26 protein-coding genes are annotated in these 26,470 nt (G+C 65.3%); 11 read left to right on the top strand and 15 right to left on the bottom strand.

What is annotated here, in order from left to right:
* The first annotated feature begins 18 nt into the window (after window positions 1-18).
* Both rnr and PSA7680_RS06460 read left to right on the top strand, forming a co-directional pair.
* Entirely contained in the window at window positions 19-2,280 is a 2,262-nt protein-coding gene (gene rnr, locus PSA7680_RS06465) for a ribonuclease R (protein ID WP_085867854.1), read from the top strand.
* Between the two features lie 120 nt (window positions 2,281-2,400).
* Window positions 2,401-3,723 (top strand): lytic murein transglycosylase, encoded by a 1,323-nt coding sequence (locus PSA7680_RS06460; RefSeq protein ID WP_085867853.1) that lies wholly within the window; start codon window positions 2,401-2,403, stop codon window positions 3,721-3,723.
* Between the two features lie 6 nt (window positions 3,724-3,729).
* On the opposite strand, the gene PSA7680_RS06455 is transcribed toward PSA7680_RS06460, so the two are convergent.
* Window positions 3,730-4,254 (bottom strand): GNAT family N-acetyltransferase, encoded by a 525-nt coding sequence (locus PSA7680_RS06455; protein WP_139838572.1) that lies wholly within the window; start codon window positions 4,252-4,254, stop codon window positions 3,730-3,732.
* Between the two features lie 123 nt (window positions 4,255-4,377).
* Between PSA7680_RS06455 and gpmI the strand changes: the two genes are divergently transcribed.
* The 4 genes from gpmI (at window position 4,378) to PSA7680_RS06435 (ending at window position 8,972) form a co-directional block, all read left to right on the top strand.
* Window positions 4,378-5,898: a 2,3-bisphosphoglycerate-independent phosphoglycerate mutase gene (gpmI, locus tag PSA7680_RS06450; protein ID WP_085867851.1), complete on the top strand. Its 1,521-nt coding sequence runs from the start codon at window positions 4,378-4,380 to the stop codon at window positions 5,896-5,898.
* Window positions 5,895-7,052 (top strand): murein hydrolase activator EnvC family protein, encoded by a 1,158-nt coding sequence (locus tag PSA7680_RS06445; protein WP_085867850.1) that lies wholly within the window; start codon window positions 5,895-5,897, stop codon window positions 7,050-7,052. The genes gpmI and PSA7680_RS06445 overlap by 4 nt, the downstream gene beginning before the upstream one ends.
* Window positions 7,053-7,058: 6 nt before the next feature.
* A complete protein-coding gene (locus PSA7680_RS06440; protein WP_085867849.1) occupies window positions 7,059-8,399 on the top strand; it encodes a S41 family peptidase in 1,341 nt (446 codons plus the stop codon).
* A gap of 84 nt (window positions 8,400-8,483) precedes the next feature.
* Window positions 8,484-8,972, top strand: coding sequence for an RNA pyrophosphohydrolase (locus PSA7680_RS06435; RefSeq protein WP_085867848.1), 489 nt, complete (start codon window positions 8,484-8,486; stop codon window positions 8,970-8,972).
* Between the two features lie 6 nt (window positions 8,973-8,978).
* Here PSA7680_RS06435 and PSA7680_RS06430 read toward each other — a convergent pair whose 3' ends face one another.
* Window positions 8,979-9,299: a hypothetical protein gene (locus tag PSA7680_RS06430; RefSeq protein ID WP_085867847.1), complete on the bottom strand. Its 321-nt coding sequence runs from the start codon at window positions 9,297-9,299 to the stop codon at window positions 8,979-8,981.
* A gap of 290 nt (window positions 9,300-9,589) precedes the next feature.
* Between PSA7680_RS06430 and PSA7680_RS06425 the strand changes: the two genes are divergently transcribed.
* Complete coding sequence (locus PSA7680_RS06425) at window positions 9,590-9,937, top strand: DUF2794 domain-containing protein (protein WP_085867846.1); 348 nt, start codon at window positions 9,590-9,592, stop codon at window positions 9,935-9,937.
* Between the two features lie 75 nt (window positions 9,938-10,012).
* On the opposite strand, the gene PSA7680_RS06420 is transcribed toward PSA7680_RS06425, so the two are convergent.
* From PSA7680_RS06420 to PSA7680_RS06410, 3 genes are all read right to left on the bottom strand, one after another.
* Window positions 10,013-10,855, bottom strand: coding sequence for a C40 family peptidase (locus PSA7680_RS06420; protein ID WP_085867845.1), 843 nt, complete (start codon window positions 10,853-10,855; stop codon window positions 10,013-10,015).
* Window positions 10,852-12,237: a leucyl aminopeptidase family protein gene (locus tag PSA7680_RS06415; RefSeq protein WP_085867844.1), complete on the bottom strand. Its 1,386-nt coding sequence runs from the start codon at window positions 12,235-12,237 to the stop codon at window positions 10,852-10,854. The genes PSA7680_RS06420 and PSA7680_RS06415 overlap by 4 nt, the downstream gene beginning before the upstream one ends.
* Window positions 12,238-12,302: 65 nt before the next feature.
* Window positions 12,303-12,656 carry a hypothetical protein gene (locus PSA7680_RS06410; RefSeq protein ID WP_085867843.1) on the bottom strand — a complete coding sequence of 118 codons (354 nt, stop codon included), beginning with the start codon at window positions 12,654-12,656 and terminating at the stop codon, window positions 12,303-12,305.
* Between the two features lie 164 nt (window positions 12,657-12,820).
* Here PSA7680_RS06410 and PSA7680_RS06405 point away from each other — a divergent pair, with 164 nt between their 5' ends.
* On the top strand, window positions 12,821-13,471 hold the full coding sequence (locus PSA7680_RS06405) for a carbonic anhydrase (RefSeq protein WP_085867842.1): 651 nt from the start codon (window positions 12,821-12,823) through the stop codon (window positions 13,469-13,471).
* Between the two features lie 37 nt (window positions 13,472-13,508).
* On the opposite strand, the gene PSA7680_RS19070 is transcribed toward PSA7680_RS06405, so the two are convergent.
* Both PSA7680_RS19070 and PSA7680_RS06400 read right to left on the bottom strand, forming a co-directional pair.
* Window positions 13,509-13,640, bottom strand: coding sequence for a hypothetical protein (locus PSA7680_RS19070; protein WP_275936520.1), 132 nt, complete (start codon window positions 13,638-13,640; stop codon window positions 13,509-13,511).
* 529 nt (window positions 13,641-14,169) lie between these two features.
* Window positions 14,170-15,192, bottom strand: coding sequence for an aspartate-semialdehyde dehydrogenase (locus PSA7680_RS06400; RefSeq protein WP_085867841.1), 1,023 nt, complete (start codon window positions 15,190-15,192; stop codon window positions 14,170-14,172).
* 432 nt (window positions 15,193-15,624) lie between these two features.
* Between PSA7680_RS06400 and PSA7680_RS06395 the strand changes: the two genes are divergently transcribed.
* On the top strand, window positions 15,625-16,905 hold the full coding sequence (locus tag PSA7680_RS06395) for a DEAD/DEAH box helicase (RefSeq protein WP_245824489.1): 1,281 nt from the start codon (window positions 15,625-15,627) through the stop codon (window positions 16,903-16,905).
* A 114-nt stretch (window positions 16,906-17,019) separates the two neighbouring features.
* On the opposite strand, the gene PSA7680_RS06390 is transcribed toward PSA7680_RS06395, so the two are convergent.
* Both PSA7680_RS06390 and PSA7680_RS06385 read right to left on the bottom strand, forming a co-directional pair.
* A complete protein-coding gene (locus PSA7680_RS06390) occupies window positions 17,020-17,868 on the bottom strand; it encodes a universal stress protein (RefSeq protein ID WP_085867839.1) in 849 nt (282 codons plus the stop codon).
* An 11-nt stretch (window positions 17,869-17,879) separates the two neighbouring features.
* The gene (locus PSA7680_RS06385; protein WP_085867838.1) at window positions 17,880-19,382 is read right to left on the bottom strand and encodes a SulP family inorganic anion transporter; all 1,503 of its coding nucleotides are present in this window, start codon (window positions 19,380-19,382) and stop codon (window positions 17,880-17,882) included.
* 252 nt (window positions 19,383-19,634) lie between these two features.
* Here PSA7680_RS06385 and PSA7680_RS06380 point away from each other — a divergent pair, with 252 nt between their 5' ends.
* Together PSA7680_RS06380 and tal are read left to right on the top strand one after the other, a co-directional pair.
* Entirely contained in the window at window positions 19,635-20,660 is a 1,026-nt protein-coding gene (locus PSA7680_RS06380) for an NAD-dependent epimerase/dehydratase family protein (protein WP_085867947.1), read from the top strand.
* A gap of 149 nt (window positions 20,661-20,809) precedes the next feature.
* Entirely contained in the window at window positions 20,810-21,757 is a 948-nt protein-coding gene (tal, locus tag PSA7680_RS06375; protein ID WP_085867837.1) for a transaldolase, read from the top strand.
* A 75-nt stretch (window positions 21,758-21,832) separates the two neighbouring features.
* Here the strand turns inward: tal and PSA7680_RS06370 are convergent, their stop codons facing one another.
* The 6 genes from PSA7680_RS06370 to PSA7680_RS06345 form a co-directional block, all read right to left on the bottom strand.
* Window positions 21,833-22,960 carry a M56 family metallopeptidase gene (locus tag PSA7680_RS06370; protein ID WP_085867836.1) on the bottom strand — a complete coding sequence of 376 codons (1,128 nt, stop codon included), beginning with the start codon at window positions 22,958-22,960 and terminating at the stop codon, window positions 21,833-21,835.
* Window positions 22,935-23,342 carry a BlaI/MecI/CopY family transcriptional regulator gene (locus PSA7680_RS06365; protein WP_085867835.1) on the bottom strand — a complete coding sequence of 136 codons (408 nt, stop codon included), beginning with the start codon at window positions 23,340-23,342 and terminating at the stop codon, window positions 22,935-22,937. The genes PSA7680_RS06370 and PSA7680_RS06365 overlap by 26 nt, the downstream gene beginning before the upstream one ends.
* An 82-nt stretch (window positions 23,343-23,424) precedes the next feature.
* A complete protein-coding gene (locus PSA7680_RS06360; protein ID WP_085867834.1) occupies window positions 23,425-23,703 on the bottom strand; it encodes a DUF2160 domain-containing protein in 279 nt (92 codons plus the stop codon).
* Window positions 23,703-24,500 (bottom strand): carbohydrate ABC transporter permease, encoded by a 798-nt coding sequence (locus PSA7680_RS06355; RefSeq protein ID WP_085867833.1) that lies wholly within the window; start codon window positions 24,498-24,500, stop codon window positions 23,703-23,705. The genes PSA7680_RS06360 and PSA7680_RS06355 overlap by 1 nt, the downstream gene beginning before the upstream one ends.
* Window positions 24,501-24,510: 10 nt before the next feature.
* Complete coding sequence (locus tag PSA7680_RS06350) at window positions 24,511-25,374, bottom strand: carbohydrate ABC transporter permease (protein ID WP_085867832.1); 864 nt, start codon at window positions 25,372-25,374, stop codon at window positions 24,511-24,513.
* On the bottom strand, window positions 25,374-26,459 hold the full coding sequence (locus tag PSA7680_RS06345; RefSeq protein WP_085867831.1) for an ABC transporter ATP-binding protein: 1,086 nt from the start codon (window positions 26,457-26,459) through the stop codon (window positions 25,374-25,376). The genes PSA7680_RS06350 and PSA7680_RS06345 overlap by 1 nt, the downstream gene beginning before the upstream one ends.
* Between the last annotated feature and the right edge of the window lie 11 nt (window positions 26,460-26,470).

Raw genomic sequence — 26,470 nt, 5'->3', positions numbered from 1 at the left:
GCGTGATAGGGCGGACTCATGACCCGTATTCCTTCCAGGGAAGAGATCCTGAATTGGATCTCCGAGAACCCGACCCTCACCTCCAAACGCGATATCGCCCGCGCCTTCGGCATCAAGGGCGCTGCGCGCATCGAACTCAAGAAAGTCCTGAAAGAGCTGGAGGCCGACGGCCACCTCCGGAAACGCCGGAAAACCTACCGCGATCCGGAAGGGCTGCCGCCCGTGAGCGTGTTGCAGATCCTCGCCCCCGACGCAGACGGCGATCTCTTCGCCAAGCCGCTGGAATGGCAGGGGGAAGGCAAGGCGCCCGTGATTCTCGTGGTGACGAAGGCCAGCGATCCCGCGCTCGGCGCCGGGGATCGTGTGCTGGCCCGGCTGACGAAAGTCTCCGGTGAAAGCCATGAGTACGAAGCCCGCCTGATCCGCAAGATCGGTCACAATCCCCTGCGCATTCTCGGCATCTACCGCAAGGGGCACGAAGGCGGGCGGATCGTGCCCATCGACAAGGGCCAGGACAAGGAATGGCGGGTCGCGGAGTCGGCCGCCCACGGCGCGAAGGACGGTGAATTGGTGGAGGCCGAACAGGCTGGCCCCAAGGGCCGCCTCGGCCTGCCCAGCGCCCGGATCGTGAGCCGCCTAGGTGATCCGAGCGCGCCGAGGGCCGTCTCGCTCATCGCCATCCACCAGCACGGCATCCCGGACCAGTTTCCCGACGCGGTGATCGCCGAGGCCGACAAGGCCAAGCCCGCCCCGCTCGGCAAGCGGGAGGATCTGCGCGATCTCCCCTTGATCACCATCGATCCGGCAGATGCCCGTGACCACGACGATGCCGTCTACGCCCATGCCGACGATGACCCGAAGAACCCGGGCGGCCATGTCGTATGGGTCGCGATCGCCGATGTGGCACACTACGTGACACCGGGCTCCGAGCTGGACCGCGAAGCGCGCAAGCGGGGCAATTCCACCTATTTCCCCGATCGCGTCGTGCCGATGCTGCCCGACAGGCTGTCGGGCGATCTCTGCTCCCTGCACGAAGGCGTGGCGCGCCCGGTGATCGCAGTGCGCATGGTGCTGGATGCCCAGGGCGCGAAGATCGCCCACCGCTTCACCCGTGCGATGATGCAATCCAAGGCCTCGCTCCATTACGGGGAGGTTCAGGCCGCCGTGGACGGCGCGCCGAACGATCGGACGCAACCGTGGCTTTCCGCCGTGATAGAGCCGCTTTATGCCGCCTACCGCGCCACGAAACACGCGCGCGAAACGCGCCAGCCGCTTGATCTGGACCTGCCGGAACGGCGGATCGAACTGGATGAGGACGGAAAAGTCACCTCCGTGGCCTTCCGCGAGCGGTTGGATGCACACCGGCTGATCGAGGAGTTCATGGTGCTGGCCAACGTCTGCGCCGCCGAGGAACTGATCGCGAAGAAAAGCCCGCTGCTCTTCCGCGTGCACGAAGAACCGAACCCGGACAAGCTCGAGTCGCTGCGCGATGTCGCCGAAGCCTCGGGGCTGACGCTCGCCAAGGGGCAGGTGCTGCGCACGCGCCACCTGAACGCGCTGCTGAAGGCCGCAGCGGGAACGGAGAACGCGGAACAGATCAACATGGCCACGCTGCGCTCCATGACGCAGGCCTATTACAGCCCCGAGAACTTCGGGCATTTCGGCCTCGCCCTGCGCAACTACGCCCATTTCACTTCGCCGATCCGCCGCTACTCGGACCTGATCGTGCACCGCGCGCTGATTTCCGCCCACCGTTGGGGCAAGGACGGCCTTTCGGACTGGGACATCGAGAACCTCGAAGACACGGCGAAGCTGATCTCGGACACCGAGCGCCGTTCGATGGTCGCGGAGCGAGACACAACGGACCGCTACCTCGCGGCCTATCTGTCAGAGCGGATGGGCAATGAATTCGCCGCCCGGATCTCGGGCATCGCCAAGTTCGGTGCCTTCGCACGTCTGGAAGAGACCGGGGCCGACGGCCTGATCCCGGTGCGCACCCTCGGCCGGGAGTTCTTCCATTTCGACGCGGACGCACAGACCCTGACCGGCGAGCACTCCGGCCTGACCCTCGCCCTCGGCCAGAGCGTGACCGTGCGCCTTTCGGAGACGGATCCGCTCACCGGCGGGCTCATCCTCGAACTGCTCAGCGTGGAGGATACCCCGCTGCCGCGCTCCGGCGGCCCCCGCCGGGGCAAAGGCAGCCCGAAACGGAAGCTCGCGAAATCCCGCGTCAAGGGAAAGAAGACGGCCCGCAAGGTCACCCGCAAAAGGCGGGGCTAATTTCTCCTGCCTTATCAACCACTCCGCAGCCATCGGCGCAAACCCGCCGTCGATGGCCGCCGAAGCCCTTTGAACATTGGCGGATTCGGGCTAGCATTCGAAAAAACGAGTGTTGAGCAGATGCCTATTTCCAGAGTTTCCGCGGCCCTTCTCGGGGCCAGCCTTTGCCTCACCGGGCCGGCCGCCTTCGCAGCCAGCGGTGCGGTTGAATCTTCCCTGCGGCCCGTGCAACGTGCGGTTCAATCCCATTCTGACACCGGCCTTGAGCGATCGCTGAGGCCCACGGCGCGCGGAGAGATCGTTCTGGCACAGGCCCATACCTCGAACCTGGCATTCCAGCGCTGGATCCAGTCCTTCTACGGGCGCGCTCAGGCGCAGGGCATCAGCCGCGCCACGCTCGACCGCGCCTTCAAGGGTGTGGAATACAACACCTCCGTCATCGCGAAAGATCGCAACCAATCCGAGTTCACCAAGCAGATCTGGGATTACCTCGACAGCGCCGCGTCCCCGACGCGGGTGAAGAACGGCAAGGCGGCCCTGCGGAAATACGACCGCACGCTGAAGAAGATCGAGGCCACCTATGGCGTGGACAGGGATGTCGTCGTCGCCATCTGGGGCCTAGAAAGCGCCTACGGGGAACACCGTGGCGATCTTCCCGTCATCGAGAGCCTCGCGACGCTGGCCTTCGACGGGCGCCGGGGAAAATTCTTCGAAAGCCAGCTGATCGCGGCGCTGAAGATCATCCAGTCCGGCGATACCAGCCCGCGCAACATGAAGGGCAGCTGGGCCGGGGCGATGGGCCACACCCAGTTCATCCCCACCTCCTACCTCGCCTTCGCGGTGGATTTCACCGGCGACGGCAAGCGCGACATCTGGAGCGACGATCCCACGGACGCGCTGGCCTCCACGGCCGCCTACCTGAAGCGATCCGGCTGGATCAAGGGTCAGCCCTGGGGCAAGGAAGTGCGCCTGCCGCGCGGCTTCAACTACGGGCTCGCCAACCGCAAGACGCTCAAGATGCCGTCGGACTGGGCCAAGCTCGGCGTCGTCGGCGTGGACGGCAAGCCGGTGCCCAACTACGGTTCGGCCTCGATCCTGCTGCCGGCGGGGGCGAGCGGCGCAGCCTTCATGATCTTCAAGAACTTCTCCGTGATCGAGCGCTACAACAAGGCCGATGCCTACGTGATCGGTGTCGGGCACCTGTCGGACAGGATCACCGGTGGCCCGGAAATCCAGGCGAGCTGGCCGCGCGGCTACCAACCGCTTTCGTTCAACGAGAAGAAAGAGATGCAACGCCGCCTGCGGCGCGCCGGCTTCCTGAACGACAAGATCGACGGCATCATCGGCCCCAACACGGTGAACGCGATCCGGGCCTACCAATCCTCGATCGGGATCACGCCCGACGGCTACCCCTCCAAGGAACTGATGAAATACCTGCGCTGAGGCGGGTCAGCCGGCCTGCGCCGCAAGTGCTGGCAGATCTGTCCAGTCGTAGCGGTAGGCGCTGACCTGCTGATCGAAGACGGCATCGGCGAACGGGCCCGAGGCCTGCCCGCCAATCGACTCGTAGAAAGCGATGGCCGGTTCATTTGCCGCGATCACGGTGAGATAGACACTGTTTTCGCCGAGTTCGATCAACTCCTTGGCCGCCCGCGCCATCAGCGCCCGCCCGAGGCCCCGCCCCTTGGCCGCCGGCAAAACGTGGAGATTGTCGACATAGGGTCCGTCCGCCTTGGGAAGGAGCGCCACGAAGCCCAGAAGGCCACCGTCTGCGCCCTCCGCGACGATCTGGAAGCGGAGCCCGCCCTGCGTCTGCTCTGCCCAAAAGGCTTGAAGATCGGCCGCCATCCGGCCGTTGATGTAGGCAGCGTCCAGCAGCCCGGCATAGGCGGTGCGCCAGCTTTCGGTCTGCAGACGGGCGATCGCGGGATAATCGCCCCGAACGGCTCTGCGGAGGGTGAATTCACGTGTCATGGCCGCCAGAACGCCCGCAAAGCGATCACGCGTCAAGCAAATCTTGGCTGCCGCCCCAGCCTCGCCTTGCCCTGCCGGGGCGAGGCCCGTAAAACCGCTGCGTAGCAGTGAGGCGAGGCACCCATGACCACCCCGAAACCCGTTGTTCTGTGCATTCTCGATGGCTGGGGCCAGCGGGAAGACACCACCGCCAACGCACCGGCATTGGCGCAGACGCCAACCTTCGACTCGATCATGGCGCGCTGCCCCCACAACATCCTCACCACCCACGGTCCGGACGCCGGGCTGCCCACCGGCCAGATGGGCAATTCCGAGGTCGGGCACACCAACATCGGCGCCGGGCGCGTCGTCGCGATGGATCTCGGCCAGATCGATCTCGCCATCGAAGACGGAAGCTTCGCCAGCAACGAAACGCTTCAGCAGTTCATCGCCACGCTGAAGGCCAACGGCGGCACCGCCCAGCTCATGGGGCTCGTCTCGCCCGGCGGGGTCCACAGCCACCAGGCCCATCTCGTCGAGGCCGCCAAGGCCATTGCCGCCGCCGGCGTGCCGGTCCAGATCCACGCCATCACCGACGGCCGCGACGTGGCGCCCCAATCCGCCGATGCGCAGGTGGCGGAGTTCGAAGCCGCCCTGCCCGAAGGCGCGCGGATCGGCAGCCTCGTGGGCCGCTACTTCGCGATGGACCGCGACAACCGGTGGGAGCGCGTCAAGGAAGCCTTCGACGTGGTGGTGTCCGGGACCGGAAACGTCTCTGACACGGCCCTTTCGGCGATTTCCGAGGCCTGGGCACGCGGCGAGACGGACGAGTTCATCAAGGCCACGCGACTGGCCGCCTACCAGCAACCGAAAGACGGCGACGGGCTGCTCTTCATCAACTTCCGGGCCGACCGCGCCCGCGAGATCCTCGCGGCGCTGGCGGATCCGGAATTCGCCGAATTCGATGCCTCCGCGCGCCCGAACTGGGGCGCCGTCTGCGGCATGGTCGAATACTCCGATCGCCACAACAGCTACATGCAGACGCTTTTCCCCAAGCGCGAGATTGTCAACACCCTCGGCGAATGGGTCGCAAAGCAGGGAAAGACGCAGTTCCGCCTCGCGGAAACCGAGAAATACCCGCACGTGACCTTCTTCCTGAACGGCGGCAAGGAAACGCCCGAACCCGGCGAGGACCGCTTCATGCCGAAGTCGCCCAAGGTGGCGACCTACGATCTGCAACCCGAGATGAGCGCCGGCGAAGTAACGGACAAGTTCGTGGAAGCCATCGAAAAGGGCTATGATCTGATCGTCACCAACTACGCAAACCCCGACATGGTGGGACACACCGGCGATCTGGCCGCCGCGATCAAGGCCTGCGAGGCGGTGGACGCCGGCTTGGGCCGTGTCGTGGCCGCCATCGAAGCCGCCGGCGGCGCGATGATCGTGACCGCCGACCACGGCAACTGCGAAATGATGGTGGATCCGGAAACAGGCGGCCCCCACACGGCGCACACGCTGAATCCCGTGCCCGTTGCCCTCGTCGGCGGCCCGGCCGGCGTATCGCTGCGTGAAGGCCGCCTCGCCGATCTGGCGCCGACGGTCCTCGATCTGATGGGCCTCCCCAAGCCACCGGAGATGACCGGGGAGAGCCTGATCCTGCGATGATCCGCCCGCTGCGCATCCGGACTTCCGCCCTGGCCGTTGGCGCGGCCATCGCATTGCTGGCCCTGGCCCCCTCCCACGCCGAGACGGACCCCGCCCTGAGCGCGCGCAAGGCGGCCCAGCAACTGGCGGCAGCCACCACGCGGCTGGAACAGGCCCGCGGCGCAAGAGATCGCGTTTCCGCCCTTACAGAGACGATTCATGCCTATGAGGAGGGTCTCGAAGCCCTGCGCGAGGGGCTGCGCGCCTCTTCCCTGCGCGAGCAGGAGATCCGCACCGATTGGCAATTGCGCAGCGAAGAGGTCTCACGGCTGCTCGCCGCACTCGGCACGCTTCAGAACGGCCCGGTGGCGCTGCACCTGATGCACCCCTCCGGCCCGCTGGGAACCGCGCGCTCGGGCATGATGATCTCGGCCCTCGCGCCCGCGCTGCAGGCGGAAGCCGAGGCGCTGCGCCGGCAACTCGAGGAAGTCACGCTTCTGCGCACCCTCCAGGAGAGCGCCAAGGATGATCTGGCCGAGGGGCTTCACGGCATCCAGGAGGCTCGGACGTCGCTCTCCAAGGCCATCTCCGAGCGCAGCGATCTCCCCAAGCGCTACGCCTCCGATCCCCACCAGCTGCGGGAACTGGCCGACAACGCCGAGACGCTCGAAGGCTTCGCCACCGGGCTCAGGCTCGTTGACGGTCCGGGCTCCGCGCCGGAGGGCAGCACGTTTCCGGAAGCCAAGGGCCAGCTGCCCCTGCCGGCCGACGGCACCGTGCTGCGCCGCTTCGGCGAAGCCGACGCCAGCGGCATCTCGCGCCCCGGCCTCGTGATCGCCACCCGCCCGCTGGCTCTGGTCAAGGCGCCCTGGCCCGCTACCATTCGCTATCGTGGGCCGCTTCTGGACTACGGAAACGTGATGATCCTTGAGCCAGCGGAGAACCACCTGCTGGTTCTGGCGGGGCTTGAGTCGGTCTATGGTGAGGTCGGAGATGTCGTGCCGGCGGGAACGCCGGTGGGCATGATGGGCGGCGCGGCGCCCGAGGCCGAAGAGTTTTTGGTGGAAAGCGTTCAAGGTGGTGGCGCAGCGCAGTCAGAAACGCTTTATATTGAGTTGAGGATAGGGCAGGAGCCCACGGACCCCGCCGCGTGGTTCGCCGTGAACAAGGAATAGGAAGCGATGAAGAAACTCGTGATGGCCGCCCTGGGCGGCACCCTCGCCGGGGCGATCGTCAGCACGCAGGTGGCTGGCCCGCTGATCGCGCAGGAAGCGGAGGCGAAAGCGTCGGTCTACGAGCAGCTCGATCTCTTCGGCAACATCTTCGAGCGCGTCCGCGCGCAATACGTGGAGGAAGTGGACGAGCGCGAGCTGATCCGGGCCGCCATCAACGGCATGCTGACGTCGCTCGACCCGCACTCCAGCTACCTCGCCCCCGAGGATTTCGACGACATGCGCGTGCAGACGCGCGGCGAATTCGGCGGCCTCGGCATCGAGGTCACCCAGGAAGAGGGCTTCGTGAAGGTCGTCTCCCCGATGGACGACACGCCGGCCTTCGAGGCCGGGATCGAAGCCGGCGACTACATCACCCACGTCGACGGTGAAAGCATCCTCGGCCTGACGCTGGACGAAGCGGTGGAGCTGATGCGCGGGCCCGTGGGGTCCGAGATCATCGTCACCATCGTGCGCGAAGGCGAGGACGAGCCCTTCGACGTTTCGATCATCCGCGACACGATCAAGCTGACCGCCGTGCGCTCGCGCGTGCAGGGCGACACCGTGGTGCTGCGCATCACGACCTTCAACGATCAGACCTACCCGAACCTCGAAGAGGAGCTGAACGAGAAGGTCGCGGAACTGGGCGGCATCGAGAACGTCAACGGCTTCGTCATCGACCTGCGCAACAACCCGGGCGGGCTGCTAACACAGGCCATCAAGGTGTCCGATGCCTTCCTCGACAAGGGGGAGATCGTCTCGACCCGTGGCCGCAACCCGGAAGACGGTGAGCGGTTCAACGCCACCGAAGGCGATCTCGCGCAGGGCAAGCCTGTCGTCGTGCTCATCAACGGCGGCTCCGCTTCCGCGTCCGAGATCGTTGCCGGTGCCCTTCAGGATCACCGCCGCGCCATCGTCGTGGGCACGAAGAGCTTCGGCAAAGGGTCGGTGCAGACAGTCATGCCGCTGCGCGGGGATGGCGCCATGCGCCTGACCACGGCACGCTACTACACGCCTTCCGGCCGCTCGATCCAGGCCCTCGGCGTGGCACCCGACATCATCGTGGAGCAGCCGCGCCGCCGGCCCGAGCCGGAAGAGGACGAGCCCCGTTCGGAGGCGGACTTCAGCCGCTCCGAGGCCGATCTGCGCGGCAGCCTCAAGAACGACTCCATCTCCGAGGACGAGCGCAAGCAGCTCGAAGAAGAGGAGCGCAAGGTCGAGGAAACCGCCAAGCTGCGCGAGGAGGATTACCAGCTCGCCTATGCGATCGACATCCTCAAGGGCCTCTCCGCCCTTGGCCCGGCGCAGTAACCCTCTGCACCTCTGACACGCGGGCCGGGATCTTCCCGGCCCGATGCATTTTCAACCCTGTTTTGCGCACGAGAAGGCCCAGGAATGACCCCGGAAGAGATCGAGAAACTGCCCTATCGCCCCTGCGTCGGCGTGATGCTGGTGAATGCCCAAGGCCTGATCTTCGCGGGCCAGAGGATCGACAGCGAAACCCCCGCCTGGCAGATGCCACAGGGCGGGATCGATCCCGGCGAAGACCCTGAGGCCGCCGCCCTGCGCGAGCTTCGGGAAGAAACAGGGGTGTCGGCCGATCTGGTGGAGATCGAAGCCCGCACGCCGGACTGGCTCACCTACGATCTGCCGCACGAGCTGGTGCCGCGCGTCTGGAAAGGGCGCTACCGCGGGCAGAAGCAGCTTTGGTTCCTGCTGCGGTTCAAGGGCAGCGATGCCGACATCCGGATCGACACCGAGCACCCCGAGTTCTCGGCGTGGCGGTGGATCGGGCCGGAAGAGATGATCGACAGCATCGTGCCTTTCAAGAAGGACATCTACCGCGCCGTTGTGCGCGCCTTCCGCGACAGGCTGGCCGGCTGAGCCGGATCAGCGCCGGGGCACGCTGTAGAGCAGGAAATCCCCGCGCTGCCCCACGCGGCGCGCGCCGGTCTCCTGCACGAAGGCAGCAAGCCCGCTGTAGGTGGCCGGGCAGCTGACGAGCGTGGCCGAGTCGTCGAGGAACTGGTTGGTATAGGCTGTTTCGCCCGTCACCTTGCACGGATCTCCTTCGGCGCGGAACCCGCGTACGAGCACCAGGTCCGCCGTGTCGTAGGAGGGCACCCTTTCCGTCGAAACGGTCGAACAGGCGGAAAGCCCGCTTGCCAGGATAGCGATCCCTGCAAGGGCCGTGGCGAGGTTGTGTCCCATGTGCGCTGCTCCTTGGTGGGCTCTTCGGTCCGAGTCTACCCAAGCTTCCTGCCGCAAACGAGAAAAAAATCGGCCCCGTCACGTCAGGACGGGGCCAAGTGGCGCACCGCCGGTTCATGGGACGGGTGGGGGCAAGAAAACCATGGAACCGGGCAACAGGTAACGCTTGTCCCTCAAGCTAACCCTTCGTCAGGGCGAAGGGCGGTCGGGCGCGGGGAGTTTTGCGGGTGTTTTCGCGGCAAAGGCTGGGCAGGCTTGATTTTTGGGCGGGGCTTCGTCACCGTTGATCCATGAACATCGAGCCCGGCCCCCCGCGCGCCCCTTCCATCGGACAGCCCGACCGCGTGGCCTTCGACCGCAAGGAACTTGGTCTCATCCTCGGGCTCTACGGCCGCTTCGTTGCCGCTGGGGAATGGCGGGACTACGGCATCTCGTCGCTGCGAGACGTGGCGGTGTTCTCCGTATTCAGGCGCACGGCGGAGAACCCGATCTACCGGATCGAGAAACGCCCGAAGCTGCGCCACCGCCAGGGGCTCTACGCGGTGGTGGGCATGGACGGGCTGGTTCTGAAGCGGGGCCACGACCTGAAAACCGTGCTGCGGGTGCTGGAACGCAAATTGATCCGCTCGATCGAGTGACCCCAGCCGCGCTTGGGGGCGCTGCCCCCGGCCCGTGCCGGGCCTCCCCCGAGGTATTTTGCGCGAGAGGAACGCCTACGGGCGCGCGGGCGTGACCCGGCGCAGCGCCGTGATCTCGCCGAACTCCCGCTCCGCGATGCGGTGGCGCGCCTGCGCGAGGGGCTCGATGGCCACGGCCATATGGTGGGCGTTGGCGTGGATCAGCCGCGACGCATCCAGCATCATGCCGACGTGGCCCCGCCAGCAGACGATATCGCCCCGCGCGAGCTCCGCCACATCGGCCACCGGGGCGCCGAGCGCGGCCTGCAGATCGGAATCGCGGGGGCAGGCTTGCCCCGCCGCCCACATCGCGGCCTGCACCAGCCCGGAGCAATCGATCCCGAAGCCGCTGTTGCCGCCCCACAGGTAGGGAGTTCCGAGGAAGAGCTCGGCGATTGCAGCCGGGTCGGCGGCGGTTTCGGAGAGCGGCGCCACGTGCTGGAGCGGAACATAGCCACCGCCCTCCAATGCGAGGAACCCTTCCGTCTCATGCAGGGCGGTGAGGCGCGCGCCGAAGCTCAAGGAAAAGCGCTCCGGCGATTTCATATCCGCTTCGCCGTAGACATGCGTGGAACGCGCCACGACGCGGTGCGTTGCCGCCGCTCCCACCGGCTCGAGCGCCTCCTGCGCAACATAGCCGACGTAGCCGTCGGCCCCGTGGATGGCGAAGGCCCATCCCGCGTGGCTCTCGAGAACCTGGAGCTCTTCGCCGAACAGCACCTGCTTGTCGCGGGCACCTCCCGGGCTTTCGCACAGGTCGGCCACGGGGCGCCGGCAGCGCATCGGTGTACCTTCGGTGCGTTCGGGCGCCCGCGCCGCGGCACCGAGGGAGGCATGGGCCACCCGGGCATTCTCGGGGTGGAAGCGGCGGTCGATCACAGGCCGAGCGCCTTCGGCAGGGCGGCAAGCAGGGCGCGCGCGCCTTGGCCGACGCCCCCCTTGGGGCGCGCGGGCGCTGCGGCGGGTTGCCAGCCGTAGATGTCGAAATGCGCGTAGCTCGGCGCGGTAGCCGCGAAGCGGCGCAGAAAGAGTGCCGCTGTGATCGAGCCCGCGAAACCGCCGGAGGGCGCATTGTCCAGATCCGCGATTCCCGGCTCGATCAGGGCCTCGTAGGGCGCCCAGAACGGCATCCGCCAGACCGGATCCAGCACCTCCGCCGCCGCCGTGGACAGCGCCTCGGCGAAATCGTCCTGCGTGCTGTAGAAGGGGGCGAGATCGGGCCCGACGGCCACGCGGGCCGCGCCGGTGAGCGTGGCCATGGACACCAGGAGATCGGGTTTCTCCTCCGTCGCGAGGCTCAGGGCGTCGGCCAGCACCAGCCGGCCTTCGGCATCGGTGTTGTTGATCTCCACCGTCAGCCCGTTGCGCGCCGTCAGGATGTCACCGGGCCGGAAGGCCGGGCCGGAGACCGCGTTTTCCACCGCGGGGATCAGCACTCGAAGACGGATCGGCATGTCCAGCGCCATGATCATGCTGGCAAGCCCGAGGACCGTTGCGGCGCCGCCCATGTCTTTCTTCATCAGCGCCATGGAGCTTCCGGGCTTCAGGTTGAGGCCCCCGGTATCGAAGCAGACGCCCTTGCCGACGAGGGTGAGCGCCGGGCCTTGGCTGCCCCAGCGCAGATCAAGCAACCTCGGCGCGCGCGGCGAGGCGCGGCCCACCGCATGGATCAGGGGGAAGTTCTGTTCCAGAAGTTCTTCGCCACGTATGGCGGACACGTCGGCCCCGAACTCGAGCGAGAGCGCGAGCACGGCGGCTTCAAGCTCGTCCGGCCCCATGTCGTTGGCGGGGGTGTTGATCAGATCCCGCGTCAGGAACTCGCCGGCGACGATCGCATCCATGCGTTTGGCGTCGATCCCCTCGGGCTGCTTGAGGGCCCGCTCCGGCGCCGGTTTCCCGGCGTAGCGATCGTAGCCGTAGGACGAGAGTAGCCAGCCCAGCGTCATTTCCTCGAGCAGGGGAAGCGGCAGCGCAGATGCGATGTGATAGGTGCCGGCCGGCAGCACGGAGAGGTTCGCGACGGCACCGAACCGCTTTCGCGCCCGCGCCTCGGCCGAACCGAGCCCGATGAGCACCATGGCCACCCTGCCGTCTTCGCCCGGCACCGGCAGCGTGTCACCGAGCCGGGCGGAGAACCCGATGTGTTCGGCCCAGTTGCGCGCCTGCCGAGGCAAGGCCGCGAGCGCGGAGGCGCAGCCGGCCTCTTCCATGGCGTGAACGGGGATGGACGGATCTTCGGCGGAAGCAAATATCGTGGGCATGGCGGCTCTTGTTGCGGTGTTGCCCATACCCTAGCCCTTGGAACGCGCGGCGCAAGGGCTGCGGATCACAGGTAGGCGGGCGGCTCCATCAGCGCCGCGGTGCGCGATGCGAAGCGCAGGATGCGGCCGAGCCGCTCGAGAAGCGCCGCCGCCTCGACGATCCGCCGTTCACCGGCCACCTCGGCCAGAGCCGTGGCAACCGCCTCCGGCCGGCTGAGCCCCATGCGCCCCATCCGGCGGCCGAGCGCCCGTGCCTCCATCCGCAGCTGCACGAAGTGACCCAGTTCGAAATGACGCTGCGCCGTTTCAAGTTCCTGCAGGGCGAATTCGAGAATCTTGCAGATGTCCGCGGTGCCGTGCCGCGCCAGGTACAAGGCAATCTCCTCCCGCAGCAGCGCGCCGGATTCATCGGCCTGCATCAGGCGCTTCGGTGCTCTCGCCATCAAACTTCCCTCCGGATGTGTCATCCGGGCCAGAATTGCGCGCAGCTCCTACCAAAGCGTTGCCGCCGCAAGAAGAAACTTCTCGAATTCTACGGAAATCACCAATACAACCCCCCCCGAAACAACTGGAGATCTCGCGCATGAGTTTCGCAAAGCCGCTGCCCGCCTATTTCGCCAAGCGCTATCACGGCTGGAAGGCCACGGCCTACGAGGAAAACAAGGCGTGGTACCGCCGCCTGGCGGACGAAGGCCAGCGCCCGCGTGCCATGGTCATCTCCTGCTGCGACAGCCGCGTGCATGTCACCTCGATTTTCGGGGCTGACCAGGGCGAGTTCTTCATCCACCGCAACATCGCCAACCTTGTGCCGCCCTACGAGCCGGACGGGGAAGCCCACGGCACCTCCGCGGCGGTGGAATATGCCGTCACGGCACTGAATGTGGCCCATATCCTGGTTCTGGGCCATTCGAGCTGCGGCGGAGTGAAGGGTTGCCACGACATGTGCTCTGGCAAGGCCCCGGAGCTGGAAGAGAAAAGCAGCTTCGTCGGCCGCTGGATGGACATCCTGCGCCCCGGCTACGATCGCGTGGCGGGCATCGAGGATGAAGCGGCAAGGACCCGTGCGCTGGAAAAGGAAGCGGTGCTCGTTTCCATCGAGAACCTGATGTCCTTTCCCTTCGTGAAGGAAGCGGTGGAAGCCGAGCGGCTGGCGCTGCACGGGCTCTGGCACGATATCGGCAACGGCACGCTGGAAGAATATCGCCCCAGCGAAGACAGGTTCGTCGCCGTCTGAAAACGGGTTCGTCGCCTTCCGGGGCTGAAGTGCGCGCTCAGCGGCGGCGCTGCGGCCGCGCGCGCGCGAAATCCTGAAGCTCGCGCGAGAACAGCGTGGAAAGCTCTTCCCGCGTGGCCGGGCCCTGCTGGCGCGGCGCCGAAGCCGCACCGGCTCCGAAGCGTTTCATCATCCGTCTCAGCGAGGGCCAGAGGGCCGGAACGGCAATCCGAAGCCGCCAGCGCCTGGCGACAGGAGCCGGGTGCGGCCGATACGGTGGCAGCGGAGCATTGGCGGCATATTGGTAGGGAGCCCCCGGAGCGCGCTCCAGCGCCTCCTGCAGCGCAGCATGACCCACGTCAGTGGGCGGCGGCGTGGCCGGGGCAGTTCCGGCGGGACGAACGGACAGATACAGCATGATCAACAGTTACTCTTGCAAATATGGCACATTTCGGGCTGCTTTCGCGGCGTGATCGTGGCGGCCAGTCTGGCCCCCTGTGCCCCCCCGGCGCACCGGGGCCTTGGTATGGCGCCCCAGCCTTTCGGATAGGCGACGCCGCTCATGCCCTCCGCATCCCTTCAGCTTCGACCTTTCGTCGTTGATCAAAGGTGAACCCTGAGATCGCTGCCCTGCCCCGCCGTCCCGAACGGGGTGGAGTGGATGCACGAAAAAAGGGGGCGCAGGCCCCCTTCTCCCATTTCATCAATTTAGGCTGACGTCAGCCCTTCTTCAAGATCTCGCGGCCGTAGAGCTCGGCGATCTGCACCGCGTTCAGGGCCGCACCCTTGCGCAGGTTGTCGGAGACGCACCACAGGTTCAGACCGTTCTCCACGGTGCTGTCCTGACGGATCCGGCTGATGAAGGTGGCGAAATCGCCGACGCATTCCGCCGGCGTCACGTAGCCGCCGTCCTCGCGCTTGTCGATCACCATGATGCCCGGCGCTTCACGAAGGATATCGCGGGCTTCATCCTCATCGAGGAACTCCTCGAACTCGATGTTGATCGCCTCGGAGTGGCCCACGAAAACCGGCACGCGCACGCAGGTAGCCGTGACCTTGATCGCCGGATCGACGATCTTCTTCGTCTCCACGACCATCTTCCACTCTTCCTTGGTGGTGCCGTCTTCCATGAAGACGTCGATGTGCGGGATCACGTTGAAGGCGATCTGCTTGGTGAATTTCGACGGATCGCGCTCCTGGCCGGGCACGTACATGCCCTTGGTCTGATCCCACAGTTCGTCCATGCCTTCCTTGCCGGCGCCGGATACCGACTGGTAGGTGGAGACGACGACGCGCTTGATCCGCGCACGATCGTGCAGCGGCTTGAGCGCCACCACCATCTGCGCGGTGGAGCAGTTGGGGTTCGCGATGATCATCTTGTTGCGGTAGTCGTGGACCGCCTGCGGGTTCACTTCCGGCACGATCAGCGGGATTTCCGGGTCGTAGCGGTAGAGCGAGGAGTTATCGATCACCAGGCAGCCGGCCTCGGCGGCGCGCGGCGCATAGGTCTTCGTGGCGGAAGAGCCGATGGCGAACAGCGCGATGTCGAAACCGGTGAAATCGAACGTGTCCAGATCCTTGGTCTTGAGTGTCTTGTCGCCAAAGCTGACCTCTGTGCCCAGAGACTTGCGCGAAGCCAGCGCAACGATCTCATCCACGGGAAACTGGCGCTCGGCCAGGATGTTCAGCATTTCGCGGCCCACGTTACCGGTGGCGCCGACGACAGCGACTTTGTAACCCATTATCAGGGACTCCTTTGAATCAATGTCCGGGAAGGACGCGGCCTCTTAGCGCAAGGAAGGCCGTTTCGCAAGAAATCCGGCGGCAAACATGCCGCAACGCGGCGAAACATGGCCCTTTCGCCACCCGCACCGTTGACACCCCCCGGTACATGCCCCATATCAACCACCAGGATCGGCTGCCGCGTGAGCAGCCCCGCCGCCACAGCCGGCACGTCCGCCCGCTCTCGCCCCGGGCCTGTTTTCTCGACAGGGCGTTTTCCCAAGTTCCCATTTCACGCGGGGTTCTGACGGTTCGATCGGCCTGCCGCCGCATGATGTGGCCGGGTCAGGATTGCACCGCAAACAACGCTCGGCACCTGCGTGTTTCGCGCAGCCAATGCCATTCGTTCATGACCGGGCATGTCGAAAGCATGCCGGAAAGGAAAGGTCTTCGTGACCACGTTCAAAGAGCTGGGGCTTCACCCCAAGCTGCTCGCCGCCATCGAAGCAGCGGGCTACGACAAACCCACCCCCATTCAATCCCAGGCCATCCCCCATGTGCTCAACGGCCATGACGTGATGGGCCTCGCCCAGACGGGCACCGGCAAGACGGCCGCCTTCGGCCTGCCGCTCGTCAACCACCTGCTCGGCCAGTTCGGCAAACCCGATCCTAAAACGGTGAAGGCGCTGGTTCTGGCCCCGACCCGGGAGCTGGTCAACCAGATCGCCGAGAACCTGAAGGCCTATGTTCAGGGCACCCCGCTCAAGGTGCATACCGTCGTCGGCGGCGCCTCGATCAACAAGCAGATCCAGTTCCTGTCGCGCGGCACCGACATCCTTGTCGCCACGCCCGGCCGCCTGATCGACCTGACGGACCGCAAGGCCGTGCGCCTCGACACCGCGCATTTCCTCGTGCTCGACGAAGCCGACCAGATGCTGGACCTCGGTTTCATCCACGCGCTGCGCAAGATCGCACAGATGCTGGCCGAGGAACGGCAGACGATGCTGTTCTCCGCCACCATGCCAAAGCAGATGGAAGAACTCAGCCAGGCCTATCTCGACCGCCCGAAAAAGGTGCAGGTCAACCCGCCGGGCATGGCCGCCGAGAAGATCGACCAGAGCCTCCACTTCGTGGGCGGGAAGGGGAAATACGATCTCCTGAAAGAGATGCTCGACACCCACCCGGAGGAGCTCGCGCTCGTCTTCTGCCGCACCAAGCACGGCGCCGAGAAACTGAAGAAACACCTCGAGGATCGGGGCTACCCGGCCGAATCCATCCACGGCAACAAAAGCCAGGGCCAGCGCGACCGCGCCATCCGCGCCTTCCGCGATGGCAAGGCCCGCATCCTCGTCGCCACCGACGTGGCCGCCCGCGGGATCGACATCCCGGGCGTGCGTTTCGTCTACAACTACGAACTGCCGGAAGTGCCCGAGAACTACGTCCACCGCATCGGCCGCACCGCGCGCGCCGGGAAGGCGGGCAAGGCCGTCTCCCTCGTGGGTGGCGCCGAACTGGGCCGCCTGAAGGACATCGAGAAGCTGATGAAGCGCTCGATCGAAGTGGCCGGTGGTGAACGCCCCGAGGAAGAAGAAGCCCCCTCCAAAGGCCGCCGCCGCGGCGGGCCGCGCCGGGGTGGAAAACCGGGTTTCGCGAAATCCGCAGGCAAACCGGGCGGTGCACACGCGCAAGGCAAGCCGCAGCGCAGACGCCACCAGAAACGTCGCGCGGCCTGAACGGGGCCACACCAAAGCAACGCAATGGGGCGGCTCGCATGAACCGCCCCTTTCCTCTCGCCTCAAGTACCTCGGGGGAGTCGCCGCAGGCGACGGGGGCAGCGCCCCCACCCGCTACCTGAACAGCAGGATCGGCACCTGGCAGCCGCGGATCATTTCGCTCGTGGTGGAGCCGATGATCAGGCTGCGCAGACGGGAGGCCGAATAGGCCCCCATCATCAGAAGATCCGCGCCCTGCGCCTTCACCTGTTCGGCGATCACGGTTTTCGGGTTGCCGCGGGCAATCTGCGAAGACACCGCGTAGCCCGCCCCCTTCAGCATCGCTTCTGCCCCCTCCAGCGCCCGCCGTGCCTTGGCCTCTTCCTCGCCGACCGTCAGCAGGCAGGCTTCCAGCCCGCCGAACACGTCGGACCGCGCGATGTGATCCACCGCGCGCATCGCAGCCGGGGAGCCATCATAGGCGATGAGGAAACGCTCGACCGGCTTGAACGCCCGCGAGGCCACCAGCACAGGGATCCGGCTCGCGCGCACCACGCGCTCCAGGTTGCTGCCCAGATGCCCCTTGGCGAAATCCGCCCCCTCGCCACGCTTGCCGATGACGATCAGGTCCGCGCCCTCCTCGGCCGCCGTGGCTTCTTCCACCAGGTCGCCGTGGCGCAGGCGCGTGGTGACTGTCTCGACCCCATCGGCCCGGAGACGGGCCTCGGCGTCCTCCAGTATGGCGCGTCCGCGCTTCTGGGCCAGTTTGGCCTTGGCCATGTCGAGTTCCGCCAGTTCTTCCATCAGCTTGCTGCGCGCGCCGAGCCCGATGTTGCCCGACAGGTTGCTCTGCACACCTTCCCGGCGGCCAAGCACATGCAGCACCTCGACGGAGCTCCCTTTGCGCGTGGCCACCCAGGCGGCGTAGTCGCAGACGCTTTCCGAGTAGGTGGAGCCATCCACCAATGCGATGATCTTGGACATTCGCCCCTCCCTCAGTGGCCCATCAGGCGCTCGAGCGCGCCGGGCTTGTCGTGTTCGGCCAGACGCCCCATCAGGGTTTCGCTGGCTTCGTTCATGCCGATGATGCGCACGTCGGCGCCTTCGCGGCGGAACTTCAGCACCACCATATCAATCGCGGAGACGGCGGAAATATCCCAGATATGCGCACGGCTCACATCGATCACCACCTCGTCGAGCACCTCGTTGAAGTCGAAGGCTTCGGCGATGTCGGGCGCGGTGGCAAAGAACAGCTGCCCTTCCACCGTGTAGGTGCGCTTGCGCCCGTCCTCGGAAAGCACGCTGGTGATGCGGAAGACCGCAGCGATCTTCCAGGCGAAGAAGATGCCCGAGAGCAGCACGCCCGTCAGAACGCCGATGGCGAGGTTGTGGGAGAAGACGGTCACCAGCACGGTCGCCACCATCACGATGGAGGAGGGGCGCGGATGCTCCTTCAGGTTCTTCAGGGAAGACCAAGAGAACGTCCCGATCGAGACCATGATCATGATCGACACCAGCGCGGGCATCGGGATCTGGGCCACCAGATCGCCCAGCCCGACGATCAGGATCAGCAGGAACACGCCGGCGGCAAAGCAGGAAAGCCGCCCGCGCCCGCCGGATTTCACGTTGATCATGGATTGGCCGATCATGGCACAGCCCGCCATGCCGCCGATGAAGCCGGTGGCGGTATTGGCCAGCCCCTGCCCGACGCATTCACGGTTCTTGTCGGATTTGGTGTCGGTCAGGTCATCCACGAGCTGCGCCGTCATCAGGCTTTCCAGCAGGCCCACCACGGCGATAGCGGCGGAGACGGGCAGGATGATGCGCAGGGTTTCGAGGTTCAGCGGAATGTCCGGGATCAGGAACACGGGCAGCGTGTCAGGCAGTTCGCCCATGTCACCCACGGTGCGCACGTCGAGCCCCAGCACCATCGCCAACGTCGTCAGCACGATGATCGTCACCAGCGGGCTGGGGATCGCCTTGGTGATCAGCGGGAAGAGGTAGATGATGGCCAGGCCGGCGGCGATCATGATCCACGTCAGCAAGGTGACGCCCTCGTTGCGCAGGTCCATCTCGGGCAGCTGTGCAAGGAAGATCAGGATCGCCAGCGCGTTGACGAAGCCCGTCATCACCGATTTGGAGACGAAGCGCATCAGGTTGCCGAGTTTCAGCAAGCCGCAGACGATCTGAAGCAGGCCCGCCAATACGGTGGCGGCCAGCAGGTATTGCAGTCCGTGATCCTTCACCAGCGTCACCATCAGCACGGCGGTGGCGGCCGTGGCGGCGGAGATCATGCCCGGCCGGCCACCTGCAATGGCGGTGATCACCGCAATCGAGAAGGAGGCGTAGAGGCCGATCTTCGGATCGACCCCGGCGATGATCGAGAAGGCGATGGCTTCGGGGATGAGGGCCAGCGCCACGACGAGCCCGGCCAGAAGATCGGCGCGGACGTTGCCGAGCCAATCCTGGCGGAGCGTTGAAAGTGTGTCTGCTTTCACAGGGAATCTCCATCTGGTCTGGAGCGTCGCGGGTGCGCGCGGCACCCGTCCGGTTCGCGGTTTTCGCTCCCGCGTTTACTGGCGTGAGCGCTCGCAGGCCACCCCGCACCCCGTTCGCAGGTGCAGAAATGACGCGATCTGGCCGGAATGACACGGTTGAGCGCCTTCTCGAAGCGCAGGCCCCGGCTTTTGGCTGTGCTCGGCGCGGCGCATGCCTATGGTGCGGCGCAAAACGAGTCGCAGGAGGTTGCCATGTCGCGCGTTGCTTTCGTCACCGGGTCCGCCGGGTTCATCGGGTTCCACACCTGCAAGCGCCTGCTGGCCGATGGGTTCACCGTCATCGGGCTCGATGCCATGACGGATTACTACGACGTGTCGCTCAAACACCGCCGCCATGCCATGCTGCTGCAGACACCGGGTTTCACGGCCATCGAGAAACGGCTTGAAAAGCCGGGCGCGCTGATGGAGATCTTCGCCACCCACAAGCCGGACGTGGTGATCCACCTCGCCGCACAGGCCGGCGTGCGCTACTCGATCGACGCGCCGCGCTCCTACGTCGAGGCCAACCTCGTGGGCACCTTCGAACTTCTGGAAGCCGCCCGCGCCCATCCGCCCGCGCATATGCTGCTGGCCTCCACCTCCTCGGTGTTCGGGGCCAACACCGATATGCCCTACGCGGAAACCGACAAGGCCGATCTGCAGATGTCCTTCTACGCGGCCACCAAGAAGGCCACCGAGGCGATGGCCCATTCCTATGCCCATCTCTACGGGCTGCCCACCACCATGTTCCGCTTCTTCACCGTCTACGGCCCCTGGGGCCGGCCCGACATGGCGCTGTTCAAGTTCACCTCCGCCATTCTCGAAGGCCGCCCGATCGACGTCTACAACCACGGCAACATGCAGCGCGATTTCACCTACATCGACGATCTCGTCGAAGGCATCCGCCGCCTGATCGACGTCGCGCCCGAGCGCCCGGCTTCGCCTGAAGACATCGCCGAAGTGGACAGCCTCTCCCCCGTCGCCCCGTGGCGCGTGGTGAACATCGGCAATGGTGCCCCCAGCGCCCTTGGCACTTTCATCGAGGCCATCGAGGCCGCGCTGGGGCAGGAAGCGGAAAAGAACTTCATGGAGATGCAGCCCGGCGACGTGCCCGCGACCTGGGCCGACGACAAGCTGCTGCGCCATCTCGTCGGGCCGATCCCGCGCACCGAACTGGCGGAGGGCGTGAAGGCTTTCGTCGAGTGGTACAAAGCCGATTACGCCCCGCAGAGGCGCTGAAACCAGCCCCCGCGGCCTGGTTTGCCCCCTTCAGGCACGGTTTCACGCGGATTTCACGGGTTTTGGCCCCGTGCCGCATGGACCGTTGCGCGCAACGGATGTAGAAGCGGAGCGAACCCGCACATTGCCGCCAGAGGAGACGCCCGAACATGGCCAGCAAGCTTGATCAACTGCGCGAAATGACGATCGTCGTTGCCGATACCGGCGACGTCGGCGCCGTGGCCGCACTGAAGCCCGAGGATTGCACCACCAACCCCTCCATCGTTCTGAAGGCACTGCAGAGCGATGATTTCGCCGAGGCGTTCAAAGCCGCCGTGGCCGCCGGCAAGGGCAAGGAAAACGCCGTCACCGCCATCGCCGACGATCTGACGGTGACCGTGGGCGCCGAGCTGTGCAAGCTCGTGCCGGGCCGCGTCTCGACCGAGGTGGACGCCCGCCTTTCCTTCGACACCGAAGCCTCCATCGCCAAGGCCCGCGCCATCATCGCCGCCTACGAGGCGCGCGGCATCAAGCGCGATCGCATCCTGATCAAGCTCGCCGCAACCTGGGAAGGCATCGAAGCCGCCCGCGTGCTGGAGCAGGAAGACATCCAGTGCAACCTGACGCTGATCTTCTCCAAGGCCCAGGCCATCGCCTGCGCCAATGCCGGCGTGTTCCTGATCTCTCCCTTCGTGGGGCGGATCACCGATTGGTACGGCAAGGCGGAAGGCCGCACCTACACGCCGGAAGAAGATCCGGGCGTGCTCTCGGTGCGCGGCATCTACGATTACTACAAGTCCAACGGCATCAAGACGATTGTCATGGGCGCCTCTTTCCGCAACACCGGCCAGATCGAAGCGCTGGCGGGCTGTGACCGTCTGACGATCTCGCCGGCGCTGCTGCAGGAACTCGCCGCCGATGAAGGCGAACTGCCGCGCAAGCTGGATCCGGCACAGGCCTCCGGCGTCGCCGAGATCCCGATGACGGAAGCCGATTTCCGCTGGGCGATGAACGAGGATCCGATGGCCACCGAAAAGCTGGCCGAGGGCATCCGGAACTTCAACAAGGATACCGAGAAGCTCTACGCGATGATCGAGGCCGCACTGGCGGAGGCGTGACGCCACGCCGAAAAGGCCTGTGAACAGCAGAAGCGGGGCGCATGGCCCCGCTTTTTTCTTGGGTGCCCCGGCGGCTCAGGGCCGGCCGAAGGTGTTGTGCTTGTTGAGCTGCTCCAGGTTGACGATCGCGTCCAGCATCAGCCGGTCATGGCTCCAGTCCGCCGGTTTCTGCATCCCGATCACCACGAGCATCAGCACGGCACAGAACAGCAGAGAGAGGTGCCGCAGGCGGCCCACGCCGGCGCCGAAATCGCGGTGGTCGAACATCGTCAGCATCCGGTCGCGCAGGCGTTGGCTGGAGCCCTGCCCGAACCACGAACGCCGCACTTCCACAAGCGTCACCACCGGAACGTCCATCGGCTGCGCCTGCTGGGAAAAGCCCCGGCGGCAGGCGCGCAGCAGGCAATCGCAATAGGCGCGCAGATCGGTGCCGCGGCGCGTGACCACCTGCTGATCGCAGGCCAGTTCGCGCAGCACTTCGACCTCGCGCTTGAGCAGCCGGTAGGCCGGGTTCCAGAAAAAGAACGGGCGGGCGCATTCGAGCAGGATCTCCCACTCGACATCGTTCTGGCGCAGGTGCTGCAACTCGTGGCGCAGGACCAGCTTCAGATCGGTCGGGCGCGTCAGCAGGCCCGCCGGAAGAACCACGTAGCGCCGGCGAAGCCCGCGCGTGGAAAAGGGCACCGCCACGTGATCGGACACCAGCAGCGAAAGCCGGCCCATGCGGCGCCACTCGTGGCAGTCGGCCATGGTGCGGCGGAGCCGGAAGATCTGGACGGCGAGATGGGCCGCATGGAACAGCGCCCCCAGCACCAGGACCGAGAACAGCGCCAGCCAGACGGGGGTGTCACGCAGCAGGAAGTGTTCCGTCGCCTCGCTCCGCCAGGCCAACAGGGCCTCGAACTGGCTGGCCTTCAGGGCGATTCCGCCCTTCAGATAGCTGGCCACCAGGAGATCGGAGAAATTCAGCGGGTCGCGGCCGATGCCCAGAAGCAGCTTGGCCTTCCCGTAGAGCAGGGCCACGAAGGGGGTGAGCAGAACGGCCAACGCAAGGCCGTTGAGCATTTGCAGCTTCAGCCCGTAGGCGTGCCGAAGGGGGCTGCGATCCATGAGATGCCTGATCCCCATCCAGAGGATCACCGAAAGCGCGAGGACGATGTTGACGTCGACGAACGCTTCAAAGATCGGACGGACCGTTTCCATCTTTCATTCTCCTGTCCAACAACGCTCGAAGTTCCTCAAAATCATTGTCCGACAGTTCGAAATCATCCACGAGGCGCGCCACCAGCGAGGCCGGGGTATCGTCGAAGAGTTTCTCGGACAGATTTTTCAGGGATTTCGATTGATAAGCGTCCTTGGTCAGAAGCGGTCGGTAGATGAACGTCTTGCCCTGCTTCGTGCTTTTCACGAATCCCTTTTTCTCGAGTATGCGCAGGATCGTGGCACCGGACGTGTAGGCCAGGTTGCGTTCCGGCGCGAGGCGCTCAAGCACGTCACGCACGGATCCCTCCCCCAACTCCCAGAGCTCGGACATGAATTCCAGTTCGACTTCCGTCAGAAATTCGCTGTTCTTCTTCTTTCGCATGTCCTGTGGCCCCGAAACTTCCGGTGCACTCCTCCCTCCCTCGATCAAATACTAAAACTTACGTTTTTCCAAGCGAAATCCCTCATACCTTCCAGAAACAGAAGATCCCCCAGGCGATGCTCAAGCCCAGCGGCGCCCAGAGCGGCATGCCGACGAGCCCGAGCCAGGCGAGGAAGATGTAGACCGTCCCCAGGAGGGTGATGAACAGGCGATCCCCCCGCGTGGTGGTCAGGCCCAGCGCGCCCTTGCGCTCGTTCCCGCCGGGGTGGCGGATCTCGATCACGGTCAGAATGCCCATGGCGGTGAAGATCCCGATGAAGACAAGCGCAGTGGGCCAGGTCCAGGCCATCCAGCTGAGCATTACACCCTCCCCAGGGCGAAGCCCTTGGCAATGTAGTTGCGGACAAAATAGATCACGATGGCGCCGGGGATGATGGTGAGAGTCCCGGCGGCGGCCAACAGCCCCAGCTCATAGCCCGCTGACGACGCGGTCTTCGTCATGGTCGCGGCGATGGGCTTGGCCTCCACGGCGGTCAGCGTCTTGGCGAGCAGCAGCTCCACCCAGCTGAACATGAAGCAGAAGAAGGCGGCCACCCCGACCCCGGCCTTGATCGTGGGCAGGAAGATCGAGACAAAGAAGCGCGGGAAGGAGTAGCCGTCCACGTAGGCGGTTTCGTCCAGCTCCTTCGGCACGCCCGACATGAAGCCCTCAAGGATCCACACCGCCAGCGGGATGTTGAACAGGCAGTGCGCCAGCGCCACCGCAAGGTGGGTGTCAAACAGGCCCACGGCGGAATAAAGCTGGAAGAAGGGCAACGCGAAGACGGCCGCGGGGGCCATGCGGTTGGTGAGCAGCCAGAAGAAGAGGTGCTTGTCGCCCAGGAAGCTGAACCGGCTGAAGGCATAGGCCGCCGGCAGCGCCACGCAGACGGAGATCACCGTGTTCAGCGACACGTAGATGATCGAGTTGATGTAGCCCCAGTACCACGTCGGATCGGTGAAGATCGTCTGGTAGTTCTGCAGCGTGAAAGTCTGCGGGAAGAGGGAAAAGCCCGAAAGGATCTCGTTCGTCGTCTTGAAGCTCATCGCCACCAGCCAGTAGATCGGCAGCATGAGAAAGAGGATGTAGAGGATCGGGATCAGGGAACGTTTCTTCATGGTCCTGCCCTTATTTCTGATCGTTCTGGGTCATCAGCGTGTAGAACAGCCAGCTGACCAGAAGCGTGATGGCGAAGTAGATGAGCGACATGGCGGCCGCCGGCCCGAGATCGAACTGCCCAAGCGCAATCTTCACGAGATCGATCGACAGGAGCGTGGTGGAGTTGCCGGGGCCACCGCCCGTCAGCACGAAGGGCTCGGTGTAGATGTTGAAGCTGTCCATGAAGCGCAGCAGGATCGCGATGGTGAGCACCTGCTTCATCTTCGGCAGCTGGATGTAGCGGAACACCGACCAGTTGGAGGCGCCGTCGATCTTGGCCGCCTGGTAATAGGCGTCCGGAATAGAGACCAATCCAGCGTAACTCAGCAGAACCACCAGCGAGGTCCAGTGCCAGACATCCATCACGATGATGGTGATCCAGGCCGCCAGCGGATCCTGCGTCATGTTGTAGTCGATGCCGAGCGTGTGGTTCATGAAGTAGCCCAAGAGGCCGATGTCGGGCAGGGTGAAGATGTTCCACATCGCGCCCACCACGTTCCACGGGATCAGCATCGGCAGCGCCATCGTCACGAGGCAGATGGGCACCCAGAAGCCCTTTCGGGGCATCGAAAGCGCGATGATGACGCCCAGAGGGATCTCGATGATCAGGATCATGCCGGTGAACAGGAACTGCCGGCCGAGCGCGGCGTGGAAGCGGTCCGAGCGCAGGATCTGTTCGAACCAGCCGAGGCCCTCCCAGAAGAAGACGTTGTCGCCGAAGGTTTCCTGCACCGAGTAGTTGACGACCGTCATCATCGGGATCAGCGCATTGAAGGCCACCAGCAGAAGGACGGGCAGCACGAAGAACCATGCTTTCTGGTTTTCGGTTTTCATCAGGCGGCCCCCCGTGCCTCGGAGGCCAGCCAGCCATCCGCGTAAAAACGTGTCTGTTCCGGCGCAAATTGCATGTGAACCGTCTCCCCCTGGGCCGGCAGATCGCCCCCGTGCAGCACCGCCGAAATGCGGGTGCCATCCGCGGCGACAGCCTCCACGACGGCGTTGTGGCCAAGATCGGCGACCTTGCGGACCGCGCCGGGAATGCCACTTTCGGACAGCGTGACGAACTCCGGGCGAATGCCGATTTCGTTGCGCGTGCCACTTTGGGTAATGCTGCCTTCAAGCGGGACGTTCCGGCCCATGAAGAACGCCCCGCCATCACGCACTTCACAGGGAAGGACGTTCATGCCGGGTGAGCCGATGAAGTGGCCCACGAAGGTGTGCGCCGGGCGCTCGAACAGCTCCACCGGCGTGCCGATCTGCACCACCTCGCCCAGCTGCATCACCACCACCTGGTCGGCGAAGGTGAGCGCCTCGGTCTGGTCGTGGGTGACGTAGATCATCGTCGCGTTGACGCGCTGGTGCAGCTCCTTGAGCTTGGAGCGCAGCTTCCACTTCAGATGCGGGTCGATCACGGTAAGCGGCTCGTCGAACATCACCACGTTCACGTCATCGCGCACGAGCCCGCGCCCCATTGAGATCTTCTGCTTGTTGTCGGGCGACAGCCCGGCGGCGCGCTGATCGAGCATCTCCGTCACTTCCAGCATCTCGGCGATCTCGGCCACGCGGGCTTCGATATGCGCCGGGGCGACGCCGCGGTTCTTGAGCGGGAATGCGAGGTTCTCGCGCACCGTCATCGTGTCGTAGATCACCGGGAACTGGAACACCTGCGCGATGTTGCGCTGGTCCGGCGGCAGGTCCGTCACGTCCCGGCCATCGAACAGGATGCGGCCCTCGGACGGCACGAGGAGCCCGGAAATGATGTTGAGCAGGGTCGATTTCCCGCAGCCCGAGGGGCCGAGCAGCGCATAGGCGCCGCCGTCCTGCCAATCCAGATCGATCTGTTTGAGCGCGTAGTCTTCCGGCCCCTTCGGAGCGGGCATGTAACTGTGGCGCAGTTGGGAAAGGGTGATTTTCGCCATGTCAGAGCCTT

This window comes from Pseudoruegeria aquimaris, from assembly GCF_900172235.1.
Taxonomy (GTDB): Bacteria; Pseudomonadota; Alphaproteobacteria; order Rhodobacterales; family Rhodobacteraceae; genus Pseudoruegeria; species Pseudoruegeria aquimaris.
This window is presented reverse-complemented; position numbering and strand designations above follow the sequence as displayed.